The sequence below is a fragment of the Clostridium fermenticellae genome (assembly GCF_003600355.1).
Classification (GTDB): domain Bacteria; phylum Bacillota; class Clostridia; order Clostridiales; family Clostridiaceae; genus Clostridium_AV; species Clostridium_AV fermenticellae.
The window spans coordinates 2,317,938-2,343,117 of the sequence record NZ_CP032416.1; the positions used below are offsets into that span (position 1 = coordinate 2,317,938).

At 30.4% G+C, this 25,180-nt stretch carries 19 protein-coding genes and 1 tRNA gene; 2 read left to right on the forward strand and 18 right to left on the reverse strand.

Features of this window, described 5'->3' with window-relative positions; all coding sequences use genetic code 11:
* Positions 1-32: 32 nt before the first annotated feature.
* The 13 genes from mtaB to gpr form a co-directional block, all read right to left on the reverse strand.
* Positions 33-1,331 carry a tRNA (N(6)-L-threonylcarbamoyladenosine(37)-C(2))-methylthiotransferase MtaB gene (mtaB, locus tag D4Z93_RS10800; protein ID WP_119973449.1) on the reverse strand — a complete coding sequence of 433 codons (1,299 nt, stop codon included), beginning with the start codon at positions 1,329-1,331 and terminating at the stop codon, positions 33-35.
* Positions 1,331-2,083, reverse strand: a complete 753-nt coding sequence (locus D4Z93_RS10805) for a 16S rRNA (uracil(1498)-N(3))-methyltransferase (protein WP_119973451.1) — start codon at positions 2,081-2,083, stop codon at positions 1,331-1,333. Before D4Z93_RS10805 ends, mtaB begins: the two co-directional genes overlap by 1 nt.
* Positions 2,084-2,123: 40 nt before the next feature.
* Positions 2,124-3,062, reverse strand: coding sequence for a 50S ribosomal protein L11 methyltransferase (gene prmA / locus D4Z93_RS10810; RefSeq protein WP_119973452.1), 939 nt, complete (start codon positions 3,060-3,062; stop codon positions 2,124-2,126).
* Between the two features lie 229 nt (positions 3,063-3,291).
* Positions 3,292-4,281: an ornithine cyclodeaminase family protein gene (locus D4Z93_RS10815; protein ID WP_119973454.1), complete on the reverse strand. Its 990-nt coding sequence runs from the start codon at positions 4,279-4,281 to the stop codon at positions 3,292-3,294.
* A 156-nt stretch (positions 4,282-4,437) separates the two neighbouring features.
* The gene (dnaJ, locus tag D4Z93_RS10820; protein WP_119973456.1) at positions 4,438-5,580 is read right to left on the reverse strand and encodes a molecular chaperone DnaJ; all 1,143 of its coding nucleotides are present in this window, start codon (positions 5,578-5,580) and stop codon (positions 4,438-4,440) included.
* A gap of 138 nt (positions 5,581-5,718) precedes the next feature.
* The gene (dnaK, locus tag D4Z93_RS10825; protein WP_119973458.1) at positions 5,719-7,605 is read right to left on the reverse strand and encodes a molecular chaperone DnaK; all 1,887 of its coding nucleotides are present in this window, start codon (positions 7,603-7,605) and stop codon (positions 5,719-5,721) included.
* 90 nt (positions 7,606-7,695) lie between these two features.
* The gene (gene grpE, locus D4Z93_RS10830) at positions 7,696-8,343 is read right to left on the reverse strand and encodes a nucleotide exchange factor GrpE (protein WP_119973460.1); all 648 of its coding nucleotides are present in this window, start codon (positions 8,341-8,343) and stop codon (positions 7,696-7,698) included.
* 54 nt (positions 8,344-8,397) lie between these two features.
* Positions 8,398-9,435 (reverse strand): heat-inducible transcriptional repressor HrcA, encoded by a 1,038-nt coding sequence (hrcA, locus tag D4Z93_RS10835; RefSeq protein WP_119973461.1) that lies wholly within the window; start codon positions 9,433-9,435, stop codon positions 8,398-8,400.
* 208 nt (positions 9,436-9,643) lie between these two features.
* Positions 9,644-10,771, reverse strand: a complete 1,128-nt coding sequence (gene hemW, locus D4Z93_RS10840; protein ID WP_119973463.1) for a radical SAM family heme chaperone HemW — start codon at positions 10,769-10,771, stop codon at positions 9,644-9,646.
* A gap of 24 nt (positions 10,772-10,795) precedes the next feature.
* Complete coding sequence (gene lepA, locus D4Z93_RS10845) at positions 10,796-12,604, reverse strand: translation elongation factor 4 (RefSeq protein WP_119973465.1); 1,809 nt, start codon at positions 12,602-12,604, stop codon at positions 10,796-10,798.
* Positions 12,605-12,691: 87 nt separating this feature from the next.
* Positions 12,692-13,012 carry a hypothetical protein gene (locus D4Z93_RS10850; RefSeq protein ID WP_119973466.1) on the reverse strand — a complete coding sequence of 107 codons (321 nt, stop codon included), beginning with the start codon at positions 13,010-13,012 and terminating at the stop codon, positions 12,692-12,694.
* Between the two features lie 104 nt (positions 13,013-13,116).
* Positions 13,117-14,154, reverse strand: a complete 1,038-nt coding sequence (locus D4Z93_RS10855; RefSeq protein WP_162920297.1) for a stage II sporulation protein P — start codon at positions 14,152-14,154, stop codon at positions 13,117-13,119.
* 91 nt (positions 14,155-14,245) lie between these two features.
* A complete protein-coding gene (gene gpr / locus D4Z93_RS10860) occupies positions 14,246-15,220 on the reverse strand; it encodes a GPR endopeptidase (RefSeq protein ID WP_119973470.1) in 975 nt (324 codons plus the stop codon).
* Positions 15,221-15,526: 306 nt separating this feature from the next.
* On the opposite strand from gpr, the gene D4Z93_RS13520 reads away from it, so the two are divergent.
* The gene (locus D4Z93_RS13520) at positions 15,527-16,780 is read left to right on the forward strand and encodes a transposase (RefSeq protein ID WP_119973472.1); all 1,254 of its coding nucleotides are present in this window, start codon (positions 15,527-15,529) and stop codon (positions 16,778-16,780) included.
* A 297-nt stretch (positions 16,781-17,077) separates the two neighbouring features.
* Positions 17,078-17,344, forward strand: a complete 267-nt coding sequence (gene rpsT, locus D4Z93_RS10870) for a 30S ribosomal protein S20 (protein ID WP_119973473.1) — start codon at positions 17,078-17,080, stop codon at positions 17,342-17,344.
* A gap of 27 nt (positions 17,345-17,371) precedes the next feature.
* Here rpsT and holA read toward each other — a convergent pair whose 3' ends face one another.
* The 5 genes from holA to selB all read right to left on the reverse strand — a co-directional run bounded on the left by holA (position 17,372) and on the right by selB (position 25,157).
* On the reverse strand, positions 17,372-18,421 hold the full coding sequence (gene holA, locus D4Z93_RS10875; RefSeq protein WP_119973475.1) for a DNA polymerase III subunit delta: 1,050 nt from the start codon (positions 18,419-18,421) through the stop codon (positions 17,372-17,374).
* 20 nt (positions 18,422-18,441) lie between these two features.
* Positions 18,442-20,160 (reverse strand): ComEC/Rec2 family competence protein, encoded by a 1,719-nt coding sequence (locus tag D4Z93_RS10880; RefSeq protein WP_119973477.1) that lies wholly within the window; start codon positions 20,158-20,160, stop codon positions 18,442-18,444.
* Between the two features lie 42 nt (positions 20,161-20,202).
* Entirely contained in the window at positions 20,203-22,806 is a 2,604-nt protein-coding gene (locus D4Z93_RS10885; RefSeq protein ID WP_119973478.1) for a P-type ATPase actuator domain-containing protein, read from the reverse strand.
* A gap of 284 nt (positions 22,807-23,090) precedes the next feature.
* Positions 23,091-23,187 (reverse strand) — tRNA-Sec (locus D4Z93_RS13240).
* A 38-nt stretch (positions 23,188-23,225) separates the two neighbouring features.
* Positions 23,226-25,157, reverse strand: coding sequence for a selenocysteine-specific translation elongation factor (gene selB, locus D4Z93_RS10890; RefSeq protein WP_119973480.1), 1,932 nt, complete (start codon positions 25,155-25,157; stop codon positions 23,226-23,228).
* Between the last annotated feature and the right edge of the window lie 23 nt (positions 25,158-25,180).

The following is a 25,180-nucleotide window of genomic DNA, read 5'->3' on the forward strand; positions in this document are numbered from 1 at the left end:
TTTCCTTCTAGTATCCTTAAATTTCACTAATTTCATACAATTCCATTAGCATGATCACTGTTTGATCTCAATATTTCGGTAGATATTATCCTTCCCTGCAGATTTATGCTGCTCTTAGATATAACCTTTATATAATTTGAAGTATATCCCTCATATTCATCTTCCGTATTGTTCAATTTCTGTTCATATAGTACATCTAAAGACTTTCCTTTAAATCGTGATATAAATTCCTCTTCATTAATATCATTTAATTTTATGAGTCTCTTGCTTCTTATATCTTTAATTTTTCCGTCAATCTGATTATCCATATTAGCAGCTTTAGTTCCTTCTCTTTGACTATATTTAAATATATGCATTTTGGATAACTTAATACGTTTAAGAAAATTATACGTCTTATTAAATTCCTCTTCTGTTTCTCCTGGAAATCCAACTATAACATCAGTAGTTATTGAGACATCTCTCATATGTTTTCTTAAATCATTCACTATACTAGAATATTCCAAAGTAGTGTATTTTCTATTCATTCTTCTTAAAGTTTCATCACATCCACTTTGAAGAGATAAATGAAAATGATGGCACAATTTCTTTAGTGATGAAATTCTATGAACCACACCATTTGAAAAGAATTGTGGATCTATTGAACCAATTCTAATTCTCTCTATTCCTTCGACGGTATCTAAAATTTCAAGCATTTTAAGCAAATCCCAATTTCCATCCAAATCTACTCCATAAGATGCTATATGTATTCCAGATAACACTATTTCCTTAAATCCATTATTCGCAAGTCTTTTTACTTCGTCTATTACATTTTGTGGACTTCTGCTGCAAACACCGCCCCTTGCAAATGGTATAAGGCAATATGAACAAAATCTATTACACCCATCTTGGATTTTTAAAAAAGCTCTTATTCTGTCTTGATATTCTTCTATTTTTAAATCTTCAAATACCTTGTTCTTTAAAACTCCTTTAACCTCTACAACTTTATTATTATAAGTAAGTACTTTATTTACTGAACTAATTATATCTCCCTTATTTCTCGTTCCTAATACAATATCCACACCATCTATCTTAGAAATTTCTTCGGGCTTTATTTGAGAATAACATCCAACAACCGCTATTATAGCATTTGGATTTCGCCTTTTTGCTCTATGTATCATTTGTCGTGATTTTTTATCTCCCATATTGGTAACTGTACATGTATTTATTACATATACATCTGCAAAATCCTCAAATTTAACTATATTATAATTCTGCTTTATAAATTTTTCCGCCATAGCTTCCGTTTCATACTGATTCACTCTGCACCCTAATGTGGCAAATCCAACTTTCATTAAAATACTCCTCCTAAATCCGCAAGTTCATACATAAGTAATGAGATACAAACAAATCCTGCAGTTTCTGTTCTAAGTATTCTAGGCCCTAGTGTTACTATATGTGCTCCAATACTACTCAATCTATCAATTTCTTTTATTTCAAATCCACCTTCAGGTCCTATAACTATTCCAACTTTATGTATAGTTGATTTATCTATTGCATTAATCATTCTTTTTATACCATAATCCTCTTTATTTTCGTATGGTACAACTATTAAGTCCATATCTCTTAAGCGAGCAAGCATTTCATCAAATTTTATAGAAGTATTAATTTTAGTTATGAGACTCCTTTTGCTTTGTTTAGATGCCTCAAGTGCAATTCTATTCCACCTGTCAACTTTTTTTATTTCACTAAAATCATTTTTAAAATCAACTCTCTCTGTGATAACTGGTGTGATTTCTCTTGTGCCAAGTTCGGTTGACTTTTGTACAATCAAATCCATCTTTGTTGACTTCGGCATTCCCTGAAACAAACTAATCTCTATATTACTTTCATTATTTATTTCAAGCTGTTTAATTATACTTACAATCACTGCCTGCTTATTTATTTCCTCTATTTTCCCTAAAAATTCTTCGCCATTACAATTATTTATATTAACAGTATCTCCAACCTTGAGCCTTAAAACTTTATATATATGCTTTACATCATCATCCTTAATATATGCTTTATCTCCTATAATATTATCTTTATGTACAAAAAACTTGTGCATAGTAAAACTCCTTTATATATTACAATTAATGTTCTAAAAACTATTTAACTCTGGCTACTATACATACCCATTCACCATCTATATTAACTTCCTCTATTTTAAAATTATTCTTTTCAAGTTCATTTATAACATCATCTTTTCTATCTTTAATTATTCCTGAAGATATGAAAAGACCATGCTTAACAATAAAATCCGCTACTCCATCTGCTAGTGATATTATAACATCCGCAATTATATTGGCAACTACTATATCAGCCTTACCTTCTACGACCTTCATAAGGTCACCTTCAAGTATGTTAACATTATTTATATTATTAAATCTGACATTTTCGGATGCAGATTTAACAGCAACAGGATCCAAATCAACTCCAATGACTTTCTTTGCTCCAAGCTTTGCCGCAGATATAGATAAAATTCCAGAGCCAGTTCCTATATCGAATATAGTTGAATCATTTTCAACATATTTCTCCAGGGCTTTTATACACATTCGTGTTGTTTCATGCGTTCCTGTACCAAACGCCATGCCAGGGTCAAGTTCTACTGTGAGTTCATTATTCTTAGGTTTGTACTCTTCCCATATCGGTTTAACCACTATTTTTTCTCCAACCTTAGTTGGCTTATAATATTTTTTCCAGTTATTCTCCCAATCTTCCTCATTCACATTAGCTACAGTAATTAAACCCTTTCCTTTATCTATTCCAAACTTCTCCAAATCATTCACAGCATTTTTGATGTAACTCAGGTACTCATCTAACTTACTATCTCTTTTATAGTACCCTTTTATTAAAGCACCATCCCTTACATCTAATAATGACTCATCAAAATAATCCCAATCTCCCGGATGCTTTTTTTTAAATTCTATATCCTGTGAATCTTCTATAGATACTCCCTTAACACCTGTATTATATAATATTCCAGAAACCGCCTCTACTGCTTCACTGGATGTAAATATGCTAACCTCTATCCAATCTTTATCCATAAGTCATACCTCCAAATTTATTTATGTTCAATACCATTTACACCATAATTCTACACCAATTTTATCAACATATACATATAATAAATATTTAAGCCTTCAAATAACACAGGGTTTATAACTGAAAGCTTAACTTATGCTCCGACCGGGATTTCCAAAATACGTCACGTAAAAAATTTCTAGTAAGTCTAAGCTTGCGTTCATAAACCCTATATAAGGATTACAACTTAGATTATAGATCTATAAATGTTCCAGTTTTAGTTTCAAGTGCTTTTTCATAAATTTTATATGCTGTAACTACATCCATTACGGCAATTCCAACTGTTTTATACAAAGTTATTTCATCGCCAAAAGTTCTTCCTTCAATTTTTTTAGAAATAACTTCTCCAAGTTCTCCATTTATTCTGCTATCATCGATAAGTCCCTTTTCAATAGGAATTATAAAATCACCACTTTCTGAAAGTACAGCATCTTTAGAATCCATATAAATTTTATCAGCATTTTGTATTGTATATTCATCAAGTTCCTGCATAACAGGAGTATATGATCCAACTGCATTTATGTGCGCACCCTTTTTAATAAGCTTTCCATTAAAAACAGGATTTTTAGAAGTGGTTGCAGTTGTGATAATGTCAGCATCTTTAACTGCATCATCTGCACTTTCAGCTGCTATAATTTTTGTAGAAAAACGCTTTAATTCATTATTCATTTTTTCTACAAAGCCCTGAGTCTTTTCCCTATTAGTAGCAAATACCTTTACCACATCAAGATTTCTAACTGTAAGCATTGCCTCAAGCTGCGACGGTGCCTGACCTCCTGTTCCAAACAAAGCACCTTGCCTAGAATCCTTATTTGCAAGTATATCAGTAGCTGCACCTGATGTTGCACCTGTCCTTAATTGAGTTAGAAAGGTACCATCCATAATACAGATTACATCACCCGTTTTACCATCAAGTAGTATCATTTTAGCCGGTACTGAAGGTATACCTTTTTTAGCATTTTCAGGGAAAACCGAGACAATTTTAATACCCACGCTATTTAACCCTTCAACATATGCAGGCATAAATAGACTTTGTCCTTCATATTTTGGTATGTCTATATTAGTTCTCAAGGGAACAACACTTTTCCCCCGTGAAAATATCAATAGTGCTTCTTTTGCAGCATCTATAGCATCCTTCATATTAAAAACTTTTTTTATATCATTTTTATTAAGTATTAACATATAAAATCATATCCCCTTTCCTATTTTAAACTTTTCAATAAATGTTGTTATCCCTAAACGTAATATAATTATTGTACCACAATATCAAATGACTTAAACTATATATAAATTACAAAAATAAAACTTTGTTTCTCGGACAAGAGAAACAAAGTTTTATTACTTAAAGTTATCTTTAATTTTATCCATAAAAGACTTTTTATTACCCTCTGAATCTGGTAATTCACCACTAGCAACCATAAATGCGTATAAAGCATCTTTCTGCTTTTTATTTAAATTCTTGGGAATATCAACAATTATATTTACATATTGATCTCCCCTTCCATGACTATTTACCCTAGGAACTCCTTTTCCCTTTAATCTAAATACAGTTCCAGATTGTGTTCCTGAAGGTATTTGATATTTGACATCACCATCAATGGTTGCTACTTTAAGTTCAGTACCTAATACTGCACTGCCAAAGCTTATATGCTCATCTATATATATATCAAACTGTTTTCTCTTAAATTTAGGATGATTGCCAACCCTTATATTTATATATAAATCTCCAGCAGGGCCCCCATTTACTCCATGTTCACCTTGTCCTCTAATTGGGATTACATTTCCTGTATCTACACCGGCTGGTATGTTTACCTTTATCCTTCTCTGTTTTCTTACACTTCCTCTCCCTTTGCACTCCGGGCAAGGATCTTTTATTATAGTACCTTTACCACCACATTTATCACATGTACTCATACTTACAAAACTTCCAAGCGGAGTATTTCTTTGAATTCTAACCTGACCAGTTCCACCACATTTGTCACAAGTATGAGGCTTAGTTCCATGTTTTGCACCAGTACCATTACATTTTTCACATTTTTCACTTCTAGTTATACTTATCTGTTTTTCAGCACCAAAAACCGCCTCTTCAAAGGTTAAACTTATGCTATATTCAAGATCATTTCCTTTTTGTGGGGCATTCTTTCTTTTTCTGCTGCTGCCACCAAAGCCGCCTCCAAAAAATGAGTCAAATATATCACCAAATCCACCAAGATCCGAAAAATCAAATCCTTGCGCACCACTAAATCCCTGAGATCCGCCAAAATCAGTCGTTCCAAACTGATCATACTGGGATTTTTTCTGAGGATCCGAAAGTACTTGGTAAGCCTCATTGATCTCTTTAAATCTTTCTTCAGCCTCTTTATTTCCTTGATTTCTATCTGGATGGTACTTTAGAGCTAGTTTTCTAAATGCTTTCTTTATCTCATCATCACTTGCACCTTTTTGCAACCCAAGAACTTCATAATAATCTTTATTTGCCATCCTATCGATCACCACCTAATAATAATTTACACATTAGGAATATATATAATCACTAAATTAAGGGAAGAGGTCTACTCATCCCTTAATCTTATATATTATACGTTATCTCTAACTAATTAGTGAATATCACTAAAATATTTATTTATCATCATCAACTTTGTAATCTGCATCTACTACATTATCACCATCATTTGAAGTATTTGCATTCGCTCCATTTTTTCCACCTTGAGCATTCCCTGCAGCACCACTTGGATCAAAACCGGCTCCGCCTTGAGCTCCACCCTGTGGATTGGCTGCTTGATAAATCTTAGATGAAATTGCATAGAATGTTTGAGTTAAATCTTCTGTAGCTTTTTTAATTGCTTCCAGGTCATCACCATCTTTAACAGCTTTGACAGCACTAACTTTATCTTCTATTGATTTCTTGTCATCTGCTGACACTTTATCTCCAAGATCTTTTAATGTCTTCTCTGTCTGATATATTGTTTGATCAGCATTATTTTTTACTTCAATTGATTCTTTTCTATTTTTATCTTCTTCTGCGTGTTGTTCTGCTTCCTTAACTGCTTTATCAATTTCTTCATCAGTTAAGTTAGTTGAAGCTGTGATTGTAATATTTGCTTCTTTTCCAGTTCCTTTATCTTTTGCAGATACATTAACTATTCCATTAGCATCTATATCAAATGTAACTTCAATTTGAGGAACTCCTCTTGGAGCTGGAGCTATTCCTGAAAGTGTAAATCTTCCAAGTGTCTTATTATCCGCAGCCATCTGTCTTTCACCCTGAACTACATGAATTTCAACTGAAGTCTGACCATCTGCTGCAGTTGAAAATACTTGACTCTTCTTAGTTGGTATAGTAGTATTTTTTTCGATTAATGGAGTTGCCACTCCTCCTAAAGTTTCTATACCTAACGTAAGTGGTGTAACATCAAGAAGCAATACATCTTTGACATCACCAGTTAAAACACCTGCTTGAATTGCAGCACCTACAGCAACACATTCATCAGGATTTACTCCCTTTGAAGGATCTTTGCCGGTAAACTTTTTAACTGCTTCTTGAACTGCTGGTATCCTTGTTGAACCACCTACAAGTATTATTTTGTCAACTTCATTCATTGAAAGTCCTGCATCATCTAATGATTTTCTCATTGGCTCTATAGTCCTATCAACAAGATCTTGAGTTAATTCATTGAACTTAGATCTCGTCAAATTCATATCTATATGTTTTGGGCCTGATGCATCTGCTGTTATAAATGGAAGATTTATATTAGTCTGCATTGATGAAGATAATTCTATCTTAGCTTTTTCTGCAGCCTCTTTTAATCTTTGTAATGCCATTTTATCATTTCTTAAATCTATACCATTTTCTGATTTAAATGTTTCAGCAATATAATCCATAACTTTTTGGTCGAAATCATCTCCACCAAGATGTGTATCTCCATTTGTAGATTTAACTTCAAATACACCATCACCCAATTCAAGTAATGATACATCAAAAGTACCTCCACCAAGATCATATACTAATATTTTTTGACTTTTATCCATTTTGTCAAGTCCATAAGCAAGTGATGCTGCTGTTGGCTCATTTATTATTCTTAATACTTCAAGTCCTGCAATTTTACCGGCATCCTTTGTTGCCTGTCTCTGACTATCATTAAAGTAAGCTGGAACGGTTATAACTGCCTGAGTAACTTTTTCTCCAAGATATGCTTCAGCATCAGCCTTTATTTTCTGTAATACAATTGCAGAAATCTCTTGTGGTGTATAATCTTTTCCATCTATATTAACTTTATAACTTGTTCCCATATGTCTTTTAATTGACATTATTGTTTTATCAGGATTTGTAATTGATTGTCTTTTTGCAACCTGACCTACAAGCCTCTCACCATTAGCTTGAAATGATACTACTGACGGAGTAGTCCTTGCTCCTTCTGAACTTGCTATAACTACTGGTTCTCCACCCTCCATTACCGCAACGCAGGAGTTTGTTGTTCCTAAATCAATACCAATAACTTTTGACATATTATTTACCTCCTAAATTTATAACTATAATCAAATCATTTTAGTTTATATCAAAATTTAAAATCTAAAAATCACCAATTATGAACTAAATTAATTTGCAACCTTAACCATACTGTATCTCAGTACTTTTTCTCCTCTTTTATATCCTTTTTGGAATACCTCTACAACTTGATTTTTATCATAACTATCATCATCAATATGCATAACAGCATTATGAAAATTAGGATCAAATCCATCATCTGTATTAATTTCTTCTACATTTAACTTTTCGAGGGCACTGCTAAATTGCTTCATAGTCATTTCAACACCCTTTTTTAAATCTTCAACATTTCCCTCTACACTTATTGCTCTTTCAAGATTGTCTAATACAGGGAGAATATTTTTTAATATATCCTCACATGCATCTGTATATATACCCTCTTTTTCTTTTGCCGTTCTCTTTCTATAGTTGTCATATTCTGCCATATTTCTAGTCAATCTGTCTTTTAGTGCTTCACTCTCGTTTTTAAGTTTTAAGTTTTCATCTTTTAAATCATCAATCGTTTTTTCATACGATTTGATTAGTTCTTCAGCTTCATCTTTAGGTTCTCCAGAAATTTGATTTTCATCAGTCTCATTTTCAAGAACTTTGTCTTTACAATCATCTTTCTCATTAATGCCGTCAGAATCACATTTCTGATCTGTACTATTAATATCTTCTTTAGTTACATCTTCCATATCATTCTTCTTTTCTTTCATTTAAAATATTTCCTCCCCTTGTTGAATTTTAATAATGTTTTAAAGGCAATATCTTTATCCATCTTCGGGATATATAATATTTAAGATTGAATTCAATTCCTTAACAACATTCGCCATGACAGATATTATCTTGGAATAGTGCATCCTTGTAGGCCCTATTACACCTATTTCTCCTACTGGTTTTCCATTTATACTATAAATAGTAGAAACCACACTGCAATCCTCGGCACCTTCTATATAATTTTCATTTCCTATTTTAACTGAAATACCCGAACCACTATCCAGTAAATTGCTTACCTTTTCTTTGTTATCAAGCAGAGATAAAAACTCACGTGCCCTCTGTATGTCATTGTATTCAGGATAACTAAATATATTTGTAGTACCTTCCATATATATCTCAGATTTATCTGTTGAACTCAAGCTATCATATAAAACTGGAATAATTGCATTAAAGATGTCATCATATCCTTTTAAATCACTTTTTAAATTATTTATAACTTCCAAGTTTATCTGATCACAATTTAAATTCTTAAGTCTTGTATTTAAAATATTACTTAATTTTATCAAAACATCCTGATTAACATTTTTATTTATTCTTATAACATTATTTTTAATTATACCATTGTCAGTTATTATAACAAGAAGAATACTATTTTTGTCAATACTTACCAATTGTACATACTTTATACTACTTTTCTGTACAGATGGTGATTTAACGATACAGGTTAATTTAGTTAAATCAGATAGAACTCCTGTAACCTGTTTTAATATCGTGTTAATTTCCTGCAAAGTAATACTTAATATTTTATTTCTTATAAACAACTCTTCTTCTTGTGTTAATCCAGAAAGCTGCATTAACTTATCGACGTAAAGTCTATAACCTTTATTTGAAGGCTTTCTCCCTGATGAACTATGAGGTTGTTCAAGATATCCCATATCTTCAAGATCTGCCATTTCATTTCTTATTGTAGCAGAACTTATACCCAAATTATATTTTTTTGCTATTGTTCTTGATCCTATTGGTTCAGCTGTATCTACATAATAATCTATAATAGCCTGGAGTATCTTTACTTTTCTTTCGTCGATGCCCATATTACCACCTCTTTATTAGCACTCATTTAAGTCGAGTGCTAATTGCTATGATTAAAAAATATCACTCATATTTTTTTTTGTCAACCTTGCATATACTTTTAAATTAATTCAAATCATTATATCTTTAATGTAACTATAACTTTCCTCGCATTTTCTCAATATTTCTCAGTATATCTATATGCAATTAATATTTAAAAATTTGATACTATCAATCCATTATAAAATCACACATTATACTATTAGATACCTCCATGCCTCTTTTACTTAAAAATAGTCTTTCATTTTTTATTATTAATAAATTTTGTTTTCTATATTTATTTATTATATTATTATATACAGAATATATATCAATACCAAATCTATTATAAAAATCTTCCATGGAAACTCCCTCAACTTTTCTAAGTCCCATAAACATGAACTCTTCAATATCATCCTTCAATGAATTATTATGAAGCTCTTCTTTTATAAGATTACCTGTATTAGCTTGTTCAATATATTTCTCTACATTTTTAGTTCTGTGATATCTCATTTTATCTATATAAGAATGTGCTGCTGCACCACATCCAATATACTCCTTATCATCCCAATATACTAAGTTGTGCTTACATTCTAACCCAGGCTTTGCAAAATTAGATATTTCATATTGAAAATAACCATTTTCCCTTAAAAAATTTAATGTATAGTTATACATTTTTCTCTCAACATCTTCATCTGGAATCTTCAATTTGTTGTTATTATACATTTGATAAAAACATGTACCTTCTTCAATTATAAGACTATAACACGATATATGCTCAGGTTTAAGTTTTATAACATTATTTAACGTTTCAATCCAGTCATTAAGAGTCTGCTCCGGAAGAGCAAACATCAAATCCACATTTATATTATTAAATTCAAAATTTCTTGATAATTTAAATGAATTTTTAAAATCCTCTAAAGTATGTATTCTTCCAATCTTTTTGAGCAGATTATCCTGCCATGACTGAAGTCCTATGCTCAGTCTATTAACACCAATATTCTTAAAAAGTTCAAGCTTTTCATGAGTAATTGTTCCAGGATTACATTCAACTGTAAACTCCAAATCATCAGACTTATCTAATTTTGATATAGCCTTTGATATAATCTTCCATGCTTCCAAAGATAAATAGGTGGGAGTTCCCCCACCTATAAATATAGTATTCACTCTTCTTTTGACCAAAGACTCTTCTATATCCTGTGCCAGAGCTTCGGCATAATCAGTCATAATATTTTCTTTACCACTATAAGATGGAAAATCACAGTATAAACATTTCTGTTTGCAAAATGGAATATGAATATATAGCGACACACATGTCATTGTAAATCCACCACCAATAAAATATTATTCTTCAGTTTTAAGCACAGCCATAAATGCCTCTTGAGGAACTTCTACTGTTCCAATCTGTCTCATCTTCTTTTTACCCTCTTTTTGCTTTTCGAGAAGCTTTCTCTTTCTGCTTATATCTCCTCCATAACACTTCGCAAGTACATCTTTTCTCATAGCTTTAACAGTTTCTCTCGCTATTACCTTACCACCGACAGCTGCTTGAATTGGTATCTCAAATAACTGCCTTGGTATTATTTCTTTTAACTTCTCAGCTATTGCCCTTCCTTTAGGATAAGCCTTTTGTTCCGGTACTATCATAGAGAGAGCATCTACCATATCACCATTTAAAAGTATATCAAGTTTCACCAGCTTTGACTCTTTATACCCAGATAAGTCATAATCCAAAGAAGCATATCCTCTAGTTCTTGATTTTAAAACATCAAAAAAATCATATACTATTTCATTTAGTGGGATTTCGTAATTCAAGGATACTCTTGTTGTTTCTATATACTGCATATCCTTAAATACTCCTCTCCTGTTTTGAGATAACTCCATAACAGCACCAACATACTCAGACGGAGTTATTATCGATGCCTTAACCATAGGTTCCTCCATATACTTTATTTCAGATGGATCGGGTAAATTAGTAGGATTTGTAAGTTCTATAACTGTATCATCACTTTTGCATACTTTATATATAACTGAAGGTGCTGTAGTTATAATATCGAGATTAAATTCCCTCTCAATCCTCTCCTGAATTATATCCATATGAAGCAATCCTAAAAATCCACACCTAAATCCAAAACCAAGAGCAACTGATGTCTCCGGTTCAAAAGATAATGCCGCATCATTTACCTGAAGCTTTTCAAGGGCATCTTTTAGTTCCCCATACTTTGCTCCATCTACAGGATATATACCACTGAAGACCATAGGTACAGCCGGTCTGTAACCTTCCAGTGGTTCTTCTGTTTCCCTATCACTTTCTGTAACTGTATCTCCAACTCTTGCGTCTCTTACATTTTTTATTGAAGCTGTAAAATACCCAACATCTCCAGCTTTTAGTGAATCAACCGGCATATAATTAGGTACAAAAACTCCCGTCTCAACTACCTCGTAGACCTTATTTGTGTTCATAAGTTTTATTTGCATTCCATGCTTTATAGTTCCTTCTTTAACTCTTATATGACAAACAACCCCTCTATAACTGTCATAATATGAATCAAATATAAGTGCTTTAAGAGGCGCCCCTTCATTGCCATATGGAGCTGGAATCTTATCTACTATAGCTTCAAGTACATCATCAATATTAAGTCCTGTTTTAGCTGATACAAGTGGTGCATCTGATGATTCAATTCCTATTACATCTTCTATTTCATTCTTAACTTCCTCTGGTCTCGCACTCGCTAAATCTATCTTATTTATAACAGGAACTATTTCCAGATCATTATCTAATGCCAAATAGCAGTTAGCTAACGTCTGTGCCTGTATGCCCTGTGTTGCATCTACTACAAGTATTGCCCCTTCGCACGCTTTTAAGCTTCTTGACACCTCATAATTAAAATCCACATGTCCTGGAGTATCTATAAGGTTTAATATATATTCTTCATTATTATTTCTTTTATATATAAGTCTTACAGCCTGAGATTTTATTGTTATCCCTCTTTCTTTTTCAAGTTCCATATTATCCAGTACTTGTTGATCCATTTCTCGCTTTGTAAGCGTACCAGTTCTTTCTATTAATCTGTCGGCAAGTGTAGATTTACCATGATCTATATGAGCAACAATTGAAAAATTTCTTATATATTTTTGTCTCTGGCTCTGCATTTTTCTTTATCCTCCATTAACTGTATAAACAATCAAAGTAAATTATATCACACTAAAACTCAATATAAAAGAAGTTAATATCTGAATCTATTTGATACCAAGCTTATTAAATACTTCCTTAGTTTTTTCAGATGCTTTTTCAGTTATACTATCTGCACCTTCATGTATACCCTTCATAACTTTTTCTGACCCATATTTTAAATTAGTAATAATCTTTCTATTTATATAGAAAGAATATTCACCAACACTTACAGTAAAATTAAAAGGTCTAAAATTATAGTTGATCTGTACATATGATCTGTCCTTTATAAATTTAGGTAGTCGTCCATTTACTACTATAAAACCATATATTATTATAAAAATACATACAAATATTATAAGTGCTACCCCTTTAATTTTTCTTTTCAATAAAAATACACCCCTAAATTATAGATTTAAAAATTTTTTAACATACACAATAATCTATTATTTAAGGATGTACATATTTTATAATTTTATTCACTTTTTAATTATTATCTATTTAAACATTCTGCAATTATTTTGGCTAAATATTTAGCTGATGCCTTAGCCTCAGTAGTTGTATTTATATCTGCTCCAATTTCAATTAATATTGCATTATTGCTTTTATCCTGATTAAAATACCTTGTGCCATAATTATAATAACAAATTCCTTTGCAAAACCCTGGAAATGATTTGTTTGAATTTTGGATTATCTTATTTGCAAGTTCCATATTTTTATCAAAATGCGGATTTTTTCTTGCCATAACTATCATGAATTTGGCAACATTTTCTCCATTTATTTTCATAGTCATTGAATTTTTATCTTCAACAGAATCCCTATGCAGATCTATTATAAGCTTGAAATCACCATATTGCTTTAAATATTTATCCACTGTGACAGCTGAACGTTCGTAACTTTTAGTATAAGCTTCAGCATCATGTACCGTTCTATCGTTTATTCCTGATATTCCATAATTAGTTTCAAGCTGTGATATCAATTCATCTCCAACTGCACACACATTTTGTGAATTGTCAAAATTATTAGCATTGCCTGGCTTGTAACTTTCTGTTGTATGAGTGTGATATATTAATACCTCTGGTTTTTGAGTGTTTAATTGCTTTTTAAGTGTAGGATCATATAGAGCAGCATTTTTATTTTTTGAACTTGAATCATCAGATCCCTTCTTTGCAATATCCTTATCATCTAATTTAAACTGACTTGAATTAGACATATCTTTAGCAAGACTAATAAATGATGCTTCCCTCTCAATAATTGATATTGGATCATTAATTTTAAATCCGAGCATTGACAATATAGTGGAAGATATTGAAAATTTATTTTCAGCCATATCTTCTTCATTAAATGATGTAACCTTGATAATTGGCATAGTATAATTTAATATTTCAACATAAGATAAATTTCTATTTACGCTATTACTATATGTATTGGCTCTTGCAACACAAGGTAAAATTATTACTAATAGTACACTCATCATCAAGACGAATATCCTTAATCTAGAATTATTATTATTTACTCTTCTGTAATTCAATAATAACATCTCCCCCTCTTATGTGATTATTTTAAATAAATTCATAATAATCTATATGAAGGAGATCAAGGTTATATGACCAGATGAAACACTAATTTAAAAATTTATTTATATCTTCAAGATCAAGTCTCGGCTGAAGTGCTATATTTATTCCACATGCTACTATTTTTGATATTGAATCCATTACCATATCGACCTCTTTCGGTGTTACCATAAGATTAGCACCATATGGTTCCAATATTTCTCTAATCATCTCAAATTTTTCATTTCTATCAACAGATTTAAGCATGTTGTAAAATTGTCCTCCCGTTTTTGACTGTTTTATCATAGATGAAAGAACCATATCTATAGTATCGCTTGCCATTGTAGCTGCATCCACTACTGTTGGTACCCCAAGTGCTATCACAGGCACATTAAGAGTTTTTTGACTAATCTCCATTCTCCTATTTCCTATCCCGGATCCAGGCGATATCCCAGTATCACCTATTTGAATTGTAGAATTGACTCTATCAAGTTTCCTTGATGCCAATGCATCTATGCAAATTATCAAATTAGGTTTTACTTTATTTACAACACCTTTTATTATTTCACTGGTCTCAATTCCAGTAATTCCAAGAACTCCAGGTGCTATTGCACATACTGGTCTTATTCTCTCATCAATTTTATCTGGAACAAGTTGTTTTAAATGCCTTGTTATCATAAGTTTTGAAATAACCTTGGGGCCAAGTGAATCTGGTGTTATATTCCAATTTCCAAGACCAACAACAAGTGCTGTCATACTATCATCAAATTTTATCATTTTCATCAAGGTTTTACCAAGCACCGCACTTAATCTATCCATAGCTTCTCCATCATAATAAGTTAATTTAGGAACATCTATTGTTACATATGTTCCAACCGGTTTACTCATAATTCTTTCTCCAACATCATTTAATATTTTCACACTTGTTATTTTTATATCCCCATCATTGGTTTCTTTAACTTCAACTCCTGAGAGTTTACCTTTATTCTTCTCTTCATAAAATTCTTTTGCTTCTACTGCAAGATCAGTTCTAACACTAAACATATCTATCACTCCAATTTTAGTAATCATTTAATATTATTTTCCCTTTTTTTATTTTTACTATCCATAAATAATATAATTTTTATATAATATTTCACAATAAATACATATAGGGTTTTTATCAGAAGTTTAGCACTTAAAAAATTTTTAGGACGATAGTCCTTTGAATTATAAAGTCTTATGAATATTTACAGTAGAATTAATAGATTCCGATTTTCACTGGAAATTATACGGAAAAAATTTGCATAATAAAAGCATCCTTTTTATAATGGTTTTGCTAAAAACTAAAAATAAAAGGATGCTGATAAAATGAGTAAAAGTTATTTGAAACAGCTACTCACTTATATTAACAGGGTATATGATATAGGTGAAAAAATCAATAGTTTAAAAAATAAAATAATAAAATCTCCAGCAAAAGTTTCAACAATAGCTTTCGTAGTATTATTTGGATTCATGCTTCAAATAAGAAGTTTCAATAGATTAGAACATTGGATTGAAAAGAATAAATTTAAAAAGGTATTACCTAAAAATACTAAAATGCTACGCATTGACGCCGTTAGGCGTTTCTTGAATGATTTTGATCTTGATGGCTTAAAAAATATCAACAAGCACATAATAAAAACTACTGCGAAGAATAAAGTATTTAGAAATGGTACTATAGATGGTTTAAAGGTAGCTGCCATAGATGGTGTAGAACTATTTGACAGTATTAAAAAATCTTGTAACAACTGCCTTACAAGGGTTGATAAAAATGGTATAACGCATCATTTTCACAGATCAGTAGTTTGTGCAATGGTTGGTTGTGATCCACATATTGTTTTAGATCAGGAAATGCTTGAATCCCAAAAAGATAGTTCAGGTAAAGATGAAGGAGAAATTACTGCCGGCAAACGTTTAATTAAAAAACTATATAAAAAATATCATCACTTTGCGGATATCATTGTAGCTGATGCTTTGTATTGTAATGCTACATGGATAAAAGAAGTACTCTCTATAGGAATGAATGCTGTAGTTAGAGTAAAAGATGAACGTCTTCACATTGTAAAAGACGCATTAGCTTTATTTAAATGCCGTGAGGCAGATAAGAACTGGATTGTAAGAAAAAACACAAATATCTACACAAAGATTAAGGCATGGGAAGATGATAATTTTGAAATGTCTGATAAGGATATAAAAGTAAGGTTCTTGAGGTTTGTGGAAGAAATTCATACTGGAGACAGAATAGAGATTAAAGAAGGATGGATCATAACAACAGATAAATTTACATCAGTAGAAAGCCTGTGGAAGATAATGCATAAAAGATGGGACATTGAAAATAATATATTTCATCAACTGAAGACGGAATGGCATTTAGATCACTGTTTTCTTCATAGCCCTACGGGCGTAGAAACAGTTTTAATGTTTATAATAATAGCATTTAATTTAATGCAGTTATACTTTTTTAGGTGTATAAGGGGTTTTAGAGAAAAGAATATGCTTCAAATGGATATTATTGAAGATATAAAAGATGAAAGATTTACTATAGAAGATAATTGGAATAACCCTATATTTGGAAAGACATAATTCAAAATTAAAACTGGAAATTGATTATATAAATTTATCGGGGTAAAGAGGTATTATAATTATTTTTTCGACCTAACGGTCTCCGGGCTTACCAGCCCTTTAAATAAATGTAATTGGATACAATTCCAGTAAAAATAAAATTTTTACTGGAATTTAGGTGCTAAATCTCTGGGTTTTTATATAAATACTTGAAGTAATAAAATTTTAATGTTATAATATCATTTGTTAAATAGACGAAACTCACTAGCATTTCCCCAAGGCTGTTGAGACCTTATTAAAATATAAGGGGGTGAAATTATGGCAAATATAAAATCAGCTAAAAAGAGAATTAAAGTTATAAACAAAAAAACTCTTCAAAACAAAATAATAAAATCAGCACTAAAAACTGCTATAAAGAAGTTCTTAGTTGCAGTTGACGCTAAAAATGTTGAAGAAGCTAAGACTACTTTTGTAACTGCTGCTAAATCTTTAGATATGGCTGCATCAAAAGGAGTAATACATAAAAATAAGGCTGCAAGAAACAAATCAAGATTAGCATCAAAATTAAACAGCTTAGGTGCTTAATAAATAAACCGGTTTTTGACCGGTTATTTATTTTTCATAGACGATAGAATTTATTATGAGCAATTCCATTTCAGTTTTAGGATCTATTGTTGAACTTTTTATTCTCTCCTCTGCAGTAAGGCATAAATTTATAGCATTTTTCAATTGTTTGAATGTGAATTTTTTACTTTGTGCAACATTAATTTCATAAGCATAATCAGATCTCATATTAAGTTCTCGCATTATATTTTGCTTTTTCTCTTTATAATGAAGCATAATTTTAAGTTCAAGTAACTTATAAAACTGTTTTTCTATCATATTCAAAATATATGGTATCTTCTCTCCCTTATATATAAGTTCATTTAAAACCTGTATTGATTCTTTTATCTTTTTATTTGCTATAGGGTTTGTCAAATCAAATATATCATCATAATTATTTTTGAAAAAAAGAACCTTTATATCATCTTTTGTTATTGGCTCATCTAAAACATAGCAGCATAACTTCTCAACTTCATTTTCTAAAATATTCAAATCATTTTCTTTAAGAAGACTGCAAAATATACGAAGTTCGACTCTTCCGATCTGCTTTCCTCTTAATTCAAACATCTCTTTTACTCTAGACTCCAGCTGATATCCCTTTATCTTATCTGCCCTAACCACACATATTTTTTTATCCAATTTATAAATTCTCTTACCAGGTTTGTCTCTTTTGCTTTTAAAAATATCATAAAATATAAGTATACAGTGATCTGGAACATCACTAAGATAATTATAAATGCATTTAAATGCATTTTCTCCATGAAGCTTTGGATTCCCTGACTTATCATCATTTAAGAAAGATGCCCTATAGACAAGCACAACTTTTTTACTCGACATAAGTGGCATCGTTTCACATGCATTTATAACAGGCTCAAAACTATCAATAAATGTTCCATCAAACTCCTCATAATTTAAGTCTCTAAAGTTTTTATCAACGTTCATATCAACTATGTAATTTACAGTATCTTTTATAAGCTTTTCATCACTTCCGCATAAGAGATAACAATTTTCAGCTTTACCATTTTTTAAATTTTCATTTAATGTAAATATATCTATCAAAATTTACACTCCTTATTGGCTTAATCAAAAGCAAATATTCTATCGAATATTATAACATATAAATTATAATCTTCCTCATAATCATACCCCATATATTCATCTTGGTTTTTAATTTTTCTTTTCTTTAAATCTTTAAAATAACATTTAGATCCATCCTTATTTATTTCAAGACTTATATTATCCGGTGAATTTGAAACAACTTTCAAATAAAATTTTTTATCTATTTTTATTCTATCCAGGGGTTTAATATTTGTTACCACCCTATCTACTTTTATATGGTCCTTAACATTTATAAAATTTCTTACTTTTCCATACGTATCACCACACAGCATTACATCTTTATTTTTATACTTTATAATTACACTCTGACCTTCTTCAAATCTAAAACTGTATATTTGCGGGAAAAGGCTGTAATTTTGAATTAACATAGCAACAATCATAAAGAAAGGAATATATTTAAAAGCTATATGTCCGTGTTTAAAAAGCATATAACTTACAAACATAACAGTTAGTGCTATTCCATCTACATATGTCAAATAACTCATATCCGGACAATAATTTAGAAGTATATGATTGGCTCCATATAATGCAGTCATTACTACATTTATACATAAACATAATATCTTAAAAACAATATCCACTCTATACACAAATATTGCTGCATTTCCGAGTACAACTATAACTGAATATATTGGAAGTAAAAATATGTTTCCCAGTATAAAACCGCTGCTGAAGTTTTTAATTGTAAATGCAATATACGGAATTGAAAAAATCTGTGAACTTAGAGTCACACTTAAAGATTCGTTTAATTTCTCCGGTAACTTTATAAATATCTTTAAAAAATCCTTATAAAATAAAAGTATACCGAGTGTAGCCGTAACTGACAACATAAAACCTATATCAGATACATAATAAGGTTTTAATATGAGAATAATCAGTGCAGATAAACTTAATGACGATACATTGTCATAGTTCTTGAACACTACCTTTGAAAATTTAAATATAAATATCATTATAAAAGCTCTTAAAGTTGCTGCTTGAGCTCCTGTAAACAATACATACAGTGCAGAAAAAAATACTGCTAATTTAAGTCCAATTATATTCTCTAAAAGCTTATATATAATAGCCATATGAAATCCAGATACACTTATTGCATGAAATACACCGAGTTTTTTAAAATCAGATTTCTGTGCTTTTGACAGGTACGTGGTATCTCCATAACAAAGTGACATTAAAAGAGCGGATTTTTCCTCTCCAATACTTTTAGTAAGTTTATAATAAAGCTTCCGTTTTAAATCATACATATTATATACAAAATCATGTTCTAGAACCTTGTAGTTCTTTACATTATAAATTCCAACTATACCCTTAGTATAAGCACCTTTGCTTTCAAAGTCACCACTTGCAAAAACTTTATCTCCTATTTGAATTTTATTTATACCTTTTAAGATAATCTTTCTTTCCCTATAATTTCCAATATAATAATATCCTTTTTTATCGATCACGCGCATAACTGCATTTTGAGGTACCCTTAAATTAAAATATATAATAAAGCTAATACTTCCAATAAGCATAAATGCACTGCATATAATAAAAAATTCTTTATCAATTGTAAAAAATAATATTGTAAAAAAAGATGCAGCCAAAACTGCACCTAAGAATATATTTTCAAATGATAATAATACTGACAGACATCCTGTAAAAACAGAGATTGCATAATAGACTAAAGGTCTTTTCATAATCAAAACCTCCCCTTAGAATATTATCCAATTCTATTGAAATTAGTCATATTCATAATCACCATTTTTTTCAAATTTATAAAACAACATCACCACAAACCATATAAGTGACAATATTATGACATTTCTTATATTAGTTTTATCATTCACAATAAAGATTCCAACTGGAATCATAATAATTATCTGAAGTAGTATATTTATTAAAAGTAATAAATTTGAAAATTTATTGCTAAAAAATGCTCTATTTGAAAAGCTCATTGAAAACAGCACAGAATATATATTTAGTATGAAAAATGATAACATTTGAGCTACTTCATTTCCATGACTATATGAGACTCTAAATATAATTAAAGCTGACACGCATGTTAAAATTGAGTTTAAGATAATAAAACTCATTCTATTAGAAAGAATATCTCTATTAATAATTGAATATGATAATAAATTGTTTTCACTTTGATAATTAAGTATAATAGAAACAGCTGATATCATCATTATTATATTATTGAACCAAATACCTTCTTCAACTATAAATGGCATATTATAACCATATATTCCAGTTATAGTACTGAAAAGCAACATGCTTAAACTACAACTCATTATATAAACAATTATTTTACTTACTGAATTTACTACTTTTCTTGAATCCTCAAGTATATCAAGCAAGTTTTTATAATTTATATTAGTTGCAAACACATCTGAAAGCTTTTTAATAACACCAATATTAGAATTTGTTATTCCTAAATTTGCAGCTTTTAAACACGGCAAATCTATAATTTTAGAGCCTGTAACTGCCACTGTATATCCATAGTGCTTTAAATTTTTAACTATACTAATTTTATGTTTTGCACTTATTTTTGAAAATATCCCCATCTTGTTAACTATGCGTTCAAACTCATCCTTTTTCATATTATCTATTTCAATTCCAGACAATATCTGCTGTATTCTAGATATCACACCAAGCTTTTTGCCAAAAGCATATGCCGTAAGTTTACCATCTTCTGTTACAATTATAGGCTTTACATTTAAAAAGTTACCCTGTTCAACTGCATAGTAGGCATCACTTTTTATAACACTTTCAAATCCTATCAACCCAACAAACACCATATTACTCTCAATATTTTCTTCTAAACTAGGTTCATAATTGAAATTTCTATACGCAAGTCCCATAACACTTAGAGTATCATTAGACATTTTCATATCTGCATTTCTTATTGAATTAATATCATCTTCTGTTATTTCAACCTCTACTCCATTTTTTAATATACGTGTACACCTGTTCAAAATTGAATCAACTGAACCCTTCATATGAGCTCTAAAATTTTTATCAACCTTATTTATGCTTGTCATTATACTCCTATCCGTATCAAATGGTATAACATCTGATCTAACCTTCTCATCTTCTAATTTTATAGTGTCTATACCAAGCTTAATTCCAAGGTCATAAAGTGAAATTTCCATCAGATCATCTCTAGGATTAACAAACTCGCCATTTGATGATACTATAGTATCATTACAGAGTAGTGCTATATCCAAAATCCTTTTTAAGGATCTATCCTCATCTTCGTACTTTATTTTCATCAGGCGTTCATCATATCTATCTATTATAGTATTATCAACATACACTTTACTGACATACATTTTCTCATCAGAAAAAGCACCAACCTTATCAGTGCAAAAAGCATTGACAGATGAAAACTTCTCTATAGTAAATAAACTTTTGAAAATCATACCTTTTTTTCTCATTTGATTTAGAATCACAAAAGATAAGATAGTTAAAACAATCATCATACTCTGTGGTAGTGAATTTAAAAAAATTATTGCTATTGAATTTATACTATCATTTAAGTTTCGCTTATTAAATATACCTATTATTATATTAATTAATACACCACCTAAAACAAATATACCAAAAAAATTTAAGATTTCATTGATTCTTTGCTCAAATGACTTTTCTTCAGTTGTTTCATCTAAAAAAAGTTTTATAACCTTTCCAATTTGAGTATTATTCCCCGTAAATATTACAATACCTGTGCCATTTCCTGTTATAATCTTTGAACCCTTAAACATAATATTTTTCATATCTGATAATTTTAGATACTTATCTTCTATTTTAGTTTCATATTTTTCACATATAAATTTTTCACCTGTAACATACACTTCATTTGTCCTTAAATTGTTACTCTCTACAATTCTTAAATCGGCAGGTACAACTTGTCCTTTTTCAAATACAACTATATCGCCTACTACTAATTCATCTATTGGAATATTAAAAAAAGAACCATTTCGCATAACTTTTGCATAACCAGTATTAAATTTTTTTAGTTCTTTCAAATTCTTATCACTATTATGCTCTTCTATAACCACACATAATGTATTTATTATAATTACACAAAGTGCTATAATACCGTTTGCATATTGTCCAATATAAAAAAACATAATATCAGAAATAAGCATGAGTAACATCCAAAGCTGTCTTATCTGTTTTATAAATAAGATAATTACCCCTCTAATATCCGGTATAATTATCTTATTATCACCATATTTATCTCTACAATATTTCACCTGTATATCGTTTAAGCCAAAGTTTATATTACTACCAAGTTTTTTTACAATATCATTCCACGGTTTGCCATACCACTCAAACATACATTAAGTCTCACCTTTCCACAAAATCTTCATTAGTTAATAATAATTTCTGTCATATTTTATAATATCATAATCATTCATTACTTTTTAATTCTCGTATTTCATTAAAAAGACTTTAATAACTACAACCCTTTTTTCTCTGGCAGATTACTACTATTCTTCTCTTGAAAATTTTAAAAGTAGCCTACCAGTTTTAAGTAATAAAAAAGGATCCTTACAGTAAGTACAAAAACCATAAAAATCCTTTTAAATATATAGTTAAACCAACGTTTTAAATTCTACTTTGGCGGGAATATGTGGGAATCGAACCCACCCGTCATGGTCTTAGCACGGCAGCTCGGTTTTGAAGACCGGCAGGCACACCAGCACCTATCTATCCCCATATAAATAATACTATAACATTATATCACATTAATTTACTAATTTAAATAATTATCGATAGAATTATTTAAAACTCTCTTATCTCCGACTCTCTTAGTCAGTTTTATACTATCAAATTTTTCAAGAAGGGCAACAGCATATTTTCTACTTGTTTTTAATTCATCTCTAAATTCAGACAATGTAATAGATCCCTTCGACTTTATTAATTCATAGGCTATTTTCATTGCTTTATCGTAATATTCCTTCAGAAAAAAGCAATTATTCCCGGTCTTAATTATTATTTCATTGTCTATTAATGAATCGAAAACCATTTCTACATCTATTTCATTTCCAAGTTTTTCTTTAACTTCATTAAAATTCGAAATTAAAGCTCCATGCTCTCCAAATTCATCCAGTATACTCTGTTTTATTATATCCTGTTTTTCAGTATAAAATACTTTAAAATCTATTCGTGATATAAAATTTTGACTGATCTTCACATAACCTTTACTTATAAATAAGGATACCATCTCATCATATATCTTTTGATTTATATTATTTCCAAATAGCCTGCTTTTTACTTCTTCTTTAGATATACCAAATTTAAGCGGGTTTTCATTATGAAAACTATCAACCAGTCTATTTAATTCCTCACTCTTTTTGTTTAAAAAATCTGAAGAAATATATGCTGCTCTATTTCCGTCTCCTAACTTTATAACCTTCTTCTCATCTATTAAAGTGAAAAGGGATTTCTTAACATTCTGTTCATTCTTCCCAATAGATTTTAATATATCAGTAAAGGACGGATATTTAGGACTTAATTTTTTTATAGTATCTTCTAATATATTTTGAGTTTTTCCACTCTCCTTTATTTTAAGTCCTTCCAAATAGTCATCGTGAAATCTCTTTGCCTTAGAGGCCTTCGGTTCAATTATATATCCTCCTCCTATGGTATACATTGGAGAATAGGTTCTAATTACATATCTATCATTTCTTTGAGCTGTAAGTGGCTTTTCAAGCCTCAACTGTATATATGCAGTGTCTCCTGGATAAAGTTCCTCCTTATCCAGTATAATTATTCTACAAATTATCTCATCCGTTCCATGATATAATTTAACCCTCTGCCTATTTCTTAGCACCTTATCTGCATTTTTCAAATAATAAAATTTACAGTCTACTATCATAGATGGTTCCATTAGATTTTCTAATGAAACAACATCTCCTCTTTTTATATCCTTTACTCTTACTTTAGATAAATTTAAAGCGCATCTCTGCCCTGCTTCAACCTCTTTTACCTTTTCATCATGTACTTGAATTTCTCTCACTTTTGATACAATTTTAGAAGGATATATTTCTACATTATCCCCTTCCTTTATACTTCCACTTATAACAGTTCCAGTTACCACGGTTCCAAATCCAGTTACAGAAAATACTCTATCTATGGGAAGGCGAAAATGTCCTTCTGTATCTTTCTCTCTTAATTCATCTGTAATTTCATCTATATCCGTAACAAGTTCCTTTATTCCTTTTTTACTCTTGGATGAAACAGCATGTATTGGAGCATTCTCCAAAAAAGTCCCTTTAAATTCCTCTCTTATATCCTCGCAAAGCATAGAAAGCCATTCATCATCAACCAAATCCGTTTTTGTAATAACTATTATTCCATTTTTAACATTTAAAAGCTGAAGTATATATAAATGTTCCTGCGTCTGAGGCATTATTCCTTCATCTGCTGCTATTACAAACAGTACTGCATCTATACCGCATACACCGGCAAGCATGTTTTTTATAAACTTTTCATGTCCTGGAACATCTATTATCCCGGCTCTTTTTCCAGACGGAAGGTCAAAAAAAGTAAACCCAAGATTAATCGATATTCCTCTATCTTTTTCTTCTTTTAATGTATCTGTATCTCTACCCGTTAGCATTTTTATAAGTGTGGTCTTTCCATGATCTATATGGCCAGCCGTTCCTATTATAACATGCTTCAATTAGAATGCACCTCCAACTTTAT